Origin of the sequence: Streptomyces sp. MB09-02B (assembly GCF_033794485.1) — a bacterium.
Taxonomy (GTDB): domain Bacteria; phylum Actinomycetota; class Actinomycetes; order Streptomycetales; family Streptomycetaceae; genus Streptomyces.
In genome coordinates, this window is record NZ_JARGEE010000346.1 from 1 (window position 1) to 9819 (window position 9819).

General features: G+C 70.5%; 8 protein-coding genes and 1 pseudogene. 7 read left to right on the forward strand and 2 right to left on the reverse strand.

Annotated elements, in window-relative coordinates:
* Together P1P70_RS33725 and P1P70_RS33730 are read right to left on the reverse strand one after the other, a co-directional pair.
* The coding region (locus P1P70_RS33725; protein ID WP_319244604.1) for a hypothetical protein at positions 1-215 on the reverse strand (215 nt) is incomplete at its 3' end.
* Positions 216-526: 311 nt separating this feature from the next.
* Positions 527-649, reverse strand: a pseudogene (locus P1P70_RS33730) (LysR family transcriptional regulator); the annotation flags it as partial.
* Positions 650-703: 54 nt separating this feature from the next.
* Here P1P70_RS33730 and P1P70_RS33735 point away from each other — a divergent pair.
* From P1P70_RS33735 to P1P70_RS33765, 7 genes are all read left to right on the forward strand, one after another.
* Positions 704-1705, forward strand: coding sequence for an NAD(P)-dependent oxidoreductase (locus P1P70_RS33735; protein ID WP_319244618.1), 1002 nt, complete (start codon positions 704-706; stop codon positions 1703-1705).
* A complete protein-coding gene (locus tag P1P70_RS33740) occupies positions 1702-3162 on the forward strand; it encodes an aldehyde dehydrogenase family protein (RefSeq protein ID WP_319244606.1) in 1461 nt (486 codons plus the stop codon). Before P1P70_RS33735 ends, P1P70_RS33740 begins: the two co-directional genes overlap by 4 nt.
* A 161-nt stretch (positions 3163-3323) precedes the next feature.
* Positions 3324-4814 carry an amino acid permease gene (locus tag P1P70_RS33745; RefSeq protein WP_319244608.1) on the forward strand — a complete coding sequence of 497 codons (1491 nt, stop codon included), beginning with the start codon at positions 3324-3326 and terminating at the stop codon, positions 4812-4814.
* Positions 4815-4937: 123 nt separating this feature from the next.
* Complete coding sequence (locus P1P70_RS33750; RefSeq protein ID WP_319244610.1) at positions 4938-6302, forward strand: hypothetical protein; 1365 nt, start codon at positions 4938-4940, stop codon at positions 6300-6302.
* Positions 6303-6342: 40 nt separating this feature from the next.
* Entirely contained in the window at positions 6343-7557 is a 1215-nt protein-coding gene (locus tag P1P70_RS33755) for a helix-turn-helix domain-containing protein (RefSeq protein ID WP_319244612.1), read from the forward strand.
* Between the two features lie 129 nt (positions 7558-7686).
* Positions 7687-9054 (forward strand): L-serine ammonia-lyase, encoded by a 1368-nt coding sequence (locus P1P70_RS33760; RefSeq protein ID WP_319244614.1) that lies wholly within the window; start codon positions 7687-7689, stop codon positions 9052-9054.
* Positions 9055-9253: 199 nt separating this feature from the next.
* Entirely contained in the window at positions 9254-9769 is a 516-nt protein-coding gene (locus P1P70_RS33765; RefSeq protein WP_319244616.1) for a GNAT family N-acetyltransferase, read from the forward strand.
* The last annotated feature ends 50 nt before the right edge of the window (positions 9770-9819 follow it).

The window sequence follows — 9819 nt, forward strand, 5'->3', positions numbered from 1 at the left end:
GCGCGGGGACTGGGCGGGTGGCCGGTTCGGGTTTCAGCCACCGCACGGCGCTCCGGCGGGCGTTCACCTGGTTCTGGCGAGGATGCCGTGGCGGCCACGCCGAGGTGGAGTCGCCTCCCCGGCTGCGACGCGGAGGAGAACGGGTCGAGGAAGCCGTGGTAGGCCGACTTGTCGAGGCGGCCGTCCGGGTGCGCCTGCAGCGGGTACTTCTCCATGTGCCATGTGGTCCGGCGGGAGTAGGCCCGGGTGACCTCCGCGTCCTGGGTGAGTCCCCGACGAGCGACCCCGTCGCCTCCAACTCCTGGCCGATGCGCGCGATTTCACGGTACGTCCGGCCGGGACGGCCGCGTGTGGCAGGATGCCGCCCCATTGGGTCTCCGTGCCGGAGTGCAGGCTCTATGCCAGTGCCAGTACTCGACCATCCGCCACCGGTCGGCACCAGCAGCGCAAGACGCTGCCGCCCGAGTGACGGGTCCACCGACAGCGCCGGCTGAAAGCACCACCGAACTCGTCAGCGGCCCCACCGCCTGCAAGCACGCAGCTCATGCACCGCCGCGACACCCGCCCGCGCCGTCTCCAGACTCCGCACGGCCGCCCGGGCAGGCTCGATCAGGGACCTTCCTACTTCCGTCAGCACGGGCCCTGCGCCCCGTTTCGACAAATGTAGAAAGCCGAGCGGTCCAGCTCCCTTCATTTGCCGGTGGTGACCGATTTCCGCCCCGCCGTACGGTCTGCGCACCGTCGGATTCCGGCTACGTCCGCACAACGCGGCGGTGCCGGGGGCCAGCTGAGATCGGAGCTTTGGATGAGTGCAACAGTCGCCTTTGTCGGACTGGGGAACATCGGGGGGCGCGTGGTGGCCCATCTGGTGAAGGCCGGTCACGACGTGGCGGTTTTCGACCTGAACGCCGCCGCCGTCGAAGCCGCTGTAGAGGCAGGGGCCCGGGCCGCGGTGTCGGCCGCCACCGCCGCCGAAGGCGCTGACGTCGTCTTCCTGAGCCTGCCCACGCCCGCGATCGTCGAAGCGGTGGTCGGTGAGGTCCTGCCGTGTGCGCAGGAGGGTGCGGTGATCGTGGATCACAGCACGATCGACCCGGACACTTCGCGCCGGCTCGCGGCGACCGCCTCCGCGGCCGGCCTCAGCTTCCTGGACGCGCCGGTCAGCGGCGGTGTCCAGGGAGCGGAGGCCGGCACGCTCGCCGTCATGGTGGGCGGTGAAGAGGCCGCGCTGGCGAAGGTGCGTGCGTTGCTGGACACGTACGCGGGCAGCGTCGTACGGGTCGGTGACAGCGGTAGCGGACAGGTGGTGAAGCTGGCCAACAACCTGATCACGGCGATCAACATCGCGGCGCTGGGCGAGGCGCTGACCACGACGGTGAGCCAGGGCGTCGACCTGGACACCGCGGTGAGTGTGCTGACCAAGAGTTCCGCCAACAGCAACGTGCTGTCGAACTACTTCCCGCGCACCCTGTTCACCGCCGAGCGGCCCACCGGCTTCGCGCTGGACTTCATGCACAAGGACCTGGGTCTGTTCCTGTCCTCCGCCGCTTCCGGTCCCATTCCGCTTCCGCTGTCGAACGCCGTGCGCGACCTCTTCTCGATCGGCCGCCGACTGGGCCGCGGTGGCAAGGACTTCACCAGCGTCGTCGAGTTCTACGAGGACTTCGCCGGCGTCCGTCTCCAGACCGAGGAGGCCGGCAAGTGAGCACCACCGTCGACATCCCCGCCGTCCACCAGCTGATCGGCGGAGTCTGGGCCCCCGCCGACTCCGGCGAGTGGATCGAGGTGGAGAACCCCGGCCGCCGCGAGACCATCGCCCGGGTACCGGCTTCCGGTGCCTCGGACGTCGCCCGTGCGGTGGCGGCCGCCGAGGCGGCGTTCCCCGCCTGGCGTGCCCGGCCCTCCCGCGAGCGCGGTGCCCTGCTGATCAAACTCGGCGACAGGATCGCCGAGCACCAGGAGGAGCTGGCCCGGATCCTGGCGTCCGAGACCGGCAACGCCCTGCGCACCCAGGCCCGCGGCGAGGCCGCCGCCGCCGTGGACGTCTTCCGCTACTACGGCCAGGTCGCCTCGGAGCAGAAGGGCGAGACCCTCCCCCTCGGTGACGGGCTGCTGTCGTACACCGTGCGTGAGCCGCTCGGCGTGGTGGGCGGCATCGTCCCGTGGAACGCTCCGGTCCTGCTGTCCGCCCTGAAGATCGCCATGGCGCTGTCGACCGGCAACACCCTGGTTCTCAAGACCGCCGAGCTCGCCCCGCTGGGCGTGCTGAAGGTCGCGCAGTGGGCCGCGGAGATCCTCCCCGACGGCGTGCTCAACGTCCTCAGCGGCACGGGAGAGTCGGCCGGTACGGCCCTCACCGCTCACCCCGGCATCGCCAAGCTGACGTTCACCGGGTCCACCGGGGTCGGCAGGGCCGTCCTCGCGGCGGCCGCCGACCGGATCGTGCCGGTCACGCTGGAGCTCGGCGGCAAGTCGCCCGTCATCGTGTTCCCCGACTCCGACGACGACGCCACCGTCGACGGAGTGATCGCGGGCATGCGCTTCACCCGCCAGGGCCAGTCGTGCACCGCCGGCTCCCGCCTGTACCTGCACGAGGACGTCTTCGACTCGTTCCTCGCCAAACTGACCGACAAGCTGGGCCAGTTGAGGATCGGCGACCCGCTCGACGAGGAGACCGACATCGGCGCCATCGTCAGCGAGAAGCAGCACGCCACCGTCTGCCGCTACATCCGGTCCGCCCTGGACAAGGGCGGCAAGCTGATCACCGGTGGCGTCCAGCGCCCGATCGACCAGGACGGCTACTACGTCGCCCCGACGGTCATCAGCGGCGCCGAAGCCGACTGGGACGTCACCCGCGAGGAGGTCTTCGGGCCCGTCCTGGTCGTCATCCCCTGGCGTGACGAGGACGAGGTCGTGGCCGCGGCCAACGACTCCTCCTACGGACTGGCCGGCTACGTGTGGTCGAAGAACATCGACCAGGCACTGCGCACCGCCCACCGGCTGGAAGCCGGATGGATCCAGATCAACCGCGGTGGCGGCCAGATCCCCGGCATGGCCTACGGCGGCATCAAGCAGTCAGGCCTCGGCCGTGAGTACTCCGTGGACGGTGCTCTGGAGAGCTTCACCCAGCACAAGAGCTTCACCATCGCCTACCCGGCCTGACCCACCCGCGCACCACCCCCGCGCACACCGCGTCACCTCGACAACGACGTCCGACAGGCGTCGCCGTAGCCCCGGACCCCACCCGGTTTCTGAATCCTCAACTCCGCTCACGGCGGCGCCTGTCACCTCGACGGCCCCGCCGTACCCGAAGGAGCACTTCCATGGGTACCCCTGCTCCCCAGCCGCCGGTCCGCGGCGTCGAACTCACCGATGACGGACTCGCGCAGAGCCTCAACAAGCGTCACATCCGGATGATCGCCGTCGGCGGTGCCATCGGTGTGGGTCTCTTCCTGGGTGCCGGCGGCGGCATCGCCAAGGCCGGCCCCGCCCTCATCGCCGTCTACGCCATCACCGGCGTGTTCATCTACATCATCATGCGTGCCCTCGGCGAGCTGCTGATCTACCGCCCGGTCAGCGGCAGCTTCGCCGAGTACGCCCGCGAGTTCATGGGCCCGGCCTACGGCTTCATCACCGGCTGGGGCTACTGGACGACGTGGACCATCATCGGCATGGCCGAGATCACCGCCGCGGGCATCTACGTCCACTGGTGGTTCCCCTCCATACCCCAGTACGTCACGGCGTTCGTCGTCCTCGTGGCACTGGTGCTGCTGAATCTCCTGAAGGTGGGCGCCTTCGGCGAGGCGGAGTTCTGGTTCGCCTCCATCAAGATCGCCGCCATCCTGGCCCTCATCGTCGGCGGCACGCTCGTCGCCGTGTTCAGCATCGGCGACGCCGGCCGGAACAGCAGCCTCGCCCACCTGTGGGACCACGGCGGTGCGGCTCCCCACGGTTGGATGGCGGTCCTGCTCGCCTTCCAGATCGTGGTCTTCTCCTACCAGGGCGTCGAGCTGATCGGCATGACGGCCGCCGAGACGAAGAACCGTGACACCGTCCTGCCCAAGGCCATCAACTCCATCCCCTGGCGGATCGGCATCTTCTACGTCGGCTCGCTGCTGGTCCTGCTGACGCTGTTCCCCTGGACCGAGTTCAGCGCGGGCGAGAGCCCGTTCGTGAAGGCCCTGACCCACATCGGCCTGCCGGCCGCGGGCAGCATCATGAACTTCGTCGTCCTCACCTCGGCACTGTCCTCCTGCAGCTCGGGCCTGTTCAGCAACGGCCGGCTGCTCAAGCGCCTCGCCTCCGACGGCGTCGCCCCGGGCCGGTTCGCCGCTGTCAACAAGGGCCACGTGCCCGCCGCCGCCATCCTGGCCTCCGGCGCCGCGATGATGCTCGGCGTCCTGGTCAACGCGGTCGTCCCCGACCAGGCGTTCGTGTACATCTCCTCCGTCGCCACCTTGGGCGCGATCTGGAGCTGGCTGGTCATCATCGTCTGCCACATGATCTACCGCCGTCGCGTGGCCCGCGGCGAGGTCCACGAGAGCTGGTTCAAGCTGCCCCTCGCCACTCCGCTCAGCTGGCTCGTGATCGCCTTCCTGACCTTCGTCACGGTGATCCTCGGTTTCGATGAGGACAACCGCATCGCCCTCTACGCCCTGCCCGTGTGGGCCGGTGCCCTGATCGGCGGCTACCTGTACGCGCGTCCGAAGATCGCCGTCAGAGAGGCGGCCGCGGCGCGGGCCACACGGGCAGCCGTCACCCCGACGGTCGCCACGAGCGCGGGCGAGGAGCCCGCGGCGCAGCTCGCGGACTGACCCTCACGGCTGTCGCCGCCACCACCGGCGACGCGCGGGCCCCTCCCCTCGGCCCGCACCCGGCGGGCTGCCGAACCACGGCGGCAGCCCGCCTCCTCCCCGAACCTCAAGGAGCTCCCCCGCGTGAACGACCACCTGTCCTCCGCCATCGCTCCCTGGGCAGATGCCGCAAGCCGCATGCGGCTGCACGAACTGGAGACGCTGCACCGTGAGGAAGGCGGGGCGGCCGTCACCGCCGCTGTCAGCCGCGTCCTGGACGCCCACCACCACCGCGTGACCACCGACGGCCTCGTGCTCTACGCCGGCACGAACGTCCTGTCCCCCGCGGTCCGCGCCGCCCACGACGGCGCCCTGTCCACGCGTCCGGCGCTGGGCTGGCCGGGCGGCAAGCTCCAGACCGGTGTCGAGGAGATCGAGGCGCTCGAAGTCATCGCGACCACCCAGGTGGCACGGGCGATGCGCGCCCGGTACGCCGAGGTCCGCTTCCTGACCGCGACCATGGCGAACCTCGCCCTGTACAGCGCCTTCACCCGGCCGGGGGACACCATCGCGGTCCTCTCGCCGGAGGCCGGCGGGCACGCCAGCCACCACGCCCACGCCACCGCCGGGGTGCGCGGTCTGCACGTCGTCCACCTGCCGTACAGCGGCACCGACCTGGATGTCGACGCCGGTCCCCTGGACGTCTTCCTCGCCACGCACCGGCCCAAGCTGATCCTGGTCGGGGGCAGCGTCACCCTCTTCCCCCATGAGCTCGGCCCGCTGCGCGAGGCCGCTGACCGCGTGGGCGCCCTGCTGGCCTACGACGCCTCGCACACCGCCGGGCTCATCGCCGCCGGATTCGTGCAGGACCCGCTCGCCGAGGGCGCCCACGTCGTCACCTTCTCCACCTACAAGACCTTCGCGGGGCCCGCCGGTGGCGCCGCCGTCACCGACGACCCGCGGCTCGCCGAGGCCGTGTCCCACGCCGCCTACCCGGTCCTCAGCTCCAACTACGACCCGGCCAGGCTCGGTCCCCTGGCCATCGCCGCAGCCGAGGCCGCCGAACAGCAGCCGTCCTGGGCCGCGCCGACCATCACCGCCGCGCAACACCTGGGTGCGCACCTGTCCGACCACGGCTATGCGGTCCTCGGTGCCGACCGCGGCCACACCCGCACCCATCAGATCGTCGTCGACGCGACCGCCCTGGGCGGAGGAGGCGCCGCTGTCGCCCGCCTGGCCGCGCACGGCATCTACGCCGGCACCTGCCGTCTTCCCTGGCAGCTGCCCGACACGCCCGCTCAGGGCATCCGGCTGGGCACCCAGGAGATCGTCCGCCGCGGAGCAGACGCCTCCGCCATGGCCCACGTCGCCGCGCTCATCCACCGCTCCCTGACCGACCGAGGCGCCGCCACGACCGACGGAGCGGCCGAACTGCGCGCAAGCCTCGGACCGGACCTGTGGGCTGTCCGCCAGCGCGATGGTCGAGCGCTCCCCCCGTCGCGGTCCTAGCCTGAAGCACGCACCCGAGACCCTCCAGGAACACGGCGGCATGAACAACAGCGACATCCAGGACATCGTCGACGAGATCGCCGTCGCGCTCGGCAAGGGCGTCTCGGTCGACGACCTCAGCGGTCGTCTGGTCACCTACAGCGCCCAACAGGGCCGTGCCGACGAAGCGCGTATCCGTTCCCTGCTGACCCGCTCCGTGCCCGACGACATCCGCGCCTGGGAGAACCAGCACGGCGTCGCGCGCGCCACCCGGCCCGTGGAAGTACCGCCCAACCCGGACCTCGGTATGCGAGCCCGCCTCTGCGTGCCCCTCGTGCATCACAGTGTGAAGACCGGCACCCTGTGGATCCTGCAGTCCGACGACACCTGGTCCGCCGAAGCTCTTCTGGAACAGCTCTCCCGGCTCGGCGAACAGATCGACGCCCTGGCCGCGCTGCAGTACGAGAAGGCCAACCCGCAACTGGAGGAGCGCCGCAACCGCGAGGCCGCCTTTCAGCATGCCTGCCAGGGCGACCCCGCCGCACTGGACGACCTCAGGTCCTGGCCGGGGCTGTACGCGCTCGACACCGTGCACGTCCTCGTATGCCTGCCCACCGCCCACGGCGACACGCGACGCCGGGGCGACACCGAGGGGGCCCAACTGCGCGTGGCCCTGCACCAGACCCTGGCCGCTCACAGCCACGTGCTGGCCTCGGCCGTGCAGGACACGCACACCACCGTCCTGGTCCGCTCCAGCTTCGGCGCCGACACGCCACAGCAGCTCCACCACGACCTCGCCGCCGCGGTCTCCAGCACCGTGGCCCACTCCGGGACACCACCCGCGGTGTTCGTCGGAGTCAGCAGTCCCCTGAAGGCCCTCGACCGGCTCCCCGACGCCTACGAGCAGGCCGTCGTCGCCGCCCAGGCGTCAGCCGTCGACCCCGAGCTCGGCCCGCTGACCGACTGGGACAGCGCCGGGCCGTACCGCTTCCTGGCGAGGAACCTGCGCCGGGACGCCCTTCAGCAGTCCGAGCTCTACGAGCGGCTCCTGGCCGCGGACGCGACCGGCGAACTTCTCCACACCCTGGAGATCTACTACGACAGCACGAGCGTCAACGAGGTCGCCGGCCGCCTCCATCTTCACCGCACCAGCCTCTACTACCGGCTGGGCCGCATCAAGGACGCCATCGGCACCGACCCCTTGGAAGGTCCCGCACGACTGGAACTCCACATGGCCATCAAGGTCGCACGCTGGATCCGTCGTCCCCGCGTCTGAACCCCACCGCTCCCGGACCGCTGCCGGTCCACCGCACCGTCCCGCCCTGACGAGCGGCCCCGACCCGGCAGCGCACCTCACCCACCGCCCACATGCGTCCCATATCCCTCATCGACAAGGAGGGCCCTCGTGGCCGTCAGTGTCTTCGACCTCTTCTCCATCGGCATCGGCCCCTCCTCCTCCCACACGGTCGGTCCCATGCGCGCCGCCCGTCTGTTCGCCGAGCGTCTGGCCGCGGAAGGTCTCCTGGCCGACACGACCGGTGTGCGCGCGGAACTGTTCGGCTCGCTCGGCGCGACCGGCCACGGCCACGGCACGCCGAAGGCCGTCGTCCTCGGCCTGGAAGGGCACTCGCCCGAAACCGTCGACGTCGATCGAGCCGACCCCGACGTCGAACGCATCACCCGCACCCGCCGCCTCAACCTCCGCGGCACCCACACCATCGACTTCGACCCCGGCGTCGACCTGGTCCTGCACCGGCGCCGCTCGCTGCCCCACCACCCCAACGGCATGACCCTCGCCGCCCACGACGCGGGCGGCATCACGTTGCTGAAGAAGACGTACTACTCGGTGGGCGGAGGCTTCGTCGTCGACGAGGAGGCCATCGGCGCGGACCGCGTCACGCCCGACACCACCGTCCTCAAGTACCCCTTCTCCACCGGCGACGAGTTGCTGCGGCGCTGCCGCGAAACAGGCCACTCCGTCTCCGGCCTGATGCTGGAGAACGAGCGGGCATGGCGCGGCGAACAGGAGATACGCGACGGCCTGTTGAAGATCTGGGCTGTGATGCGGGAGTGCGTGCGGGCCGGCCTGTCGCGCGAGGGCATCCTGCCGGGCGGACTCGAGGTCCGCCGCCGCGCCGCGTCCTCAGCCAGGTCCCTGCGCGCCCAGGGCGAACCGCGGTGGCACGCGATGGAGTGGGTCACCCTCTACGCGATGGCCGTCAACGAGGAGAACGCCTCCGGCCGCCGCGTGGTGACCGCGCCGACGAACGGCGCGGCCGGCATCATCCCCGCCGTCCTGCACTACTACAGCGACTTCGTGCCCGGCGCCGACGACGACGGCATCGTCCGCTTCCTCCTCGCCGCCGGCGCGATCGGCATCCTCTTCAAGGAGAACGCCTCCATCTCCGGCGCCGAGGTCGGCTGCCAGGGCGAGGTCGGCTCCGCCTGCTCCATGGCGGCGGGCGCGCTGGCGGAGGTGCTGGGCGGCTCCCCCGAACAGGTCGAGAACGCCGCCGAGATCGGCATGGAACACAACCTCGGCCTCACCTGCGACCCCGTCGGCGGCCTCGTCCAGATCCCCTGCATCGAACGCAACGGCATCGCCGCGGTGAAGGCCGTCACCGCCGCCCGTATGGCGCTGCGCGGCGACGGGCGTCACCACGTCTCCCTCGACAAGGTCATCAAGACCATGAAGGAGACCGGCGCCGACATGAAGGTCAAGTACAAGGAGACGGCCAGGGGCGGTCTGGCGGTGAACATCATCGAGTGTTAGACGGCCAGGCACGAGTCCACACACATGAAAATCGTTTCCATTTAATTCGGTAGAGTCGGCCTGGGCAGCGCGACCGACTGTCGCGCGGACGGCACCCGCCGAACAGGCGTGCACGCAAACACGCACATGCCAGACAGGAGACACCGTGAGCGAGACCGCGCACCCCGCATATACCGTGCGTCCCGCGACACTTGCCGACATGGACGGCGCGCGCAGCGTCATGTTCGACACCTTCTACAGGGAGTTCGGATACGGATACGTGCCCCGATGGCACCGGGACGTGATGGACCTCAGGGGCACGTACTTCGACAACCAGCGGCACCTGCTCCTCGTGGCCGTCCACGACGGCGAGGTGGTCGCCACGACGGGAGTGCGATCCACGGGCCCCGCCCACCCCCCGCACCCGCGCTGGCTGGCCGAGGAGTACCCGTCGGGGACCACCGCTCAGCTGGTGCGCGTATACGTACGACCCGAGCACCGGCGCCGGGGGCTGGCCCGCACGCTGGTGGACACGGCCTGTGCCTTCATCGCGGACACACCGGGCTACGAGCGGATCTACCTGCACACCAACGTCAAGGTCGAGGGTGCGGAAGCCTTCTGGCGCAGCCTGTCGAAGGAGGTGTTCGACGCCCGCACCACAGGCGAGCACGGACCGGGCGTCGCCACCGTACATTTCGAGATTCCCATGCCGTACCGCTTCCCGTCGACCGACTGATTCCGGCCGACGGCACCCCTCCCCCCACCCCCACGTGCCCTCTCTTCGCG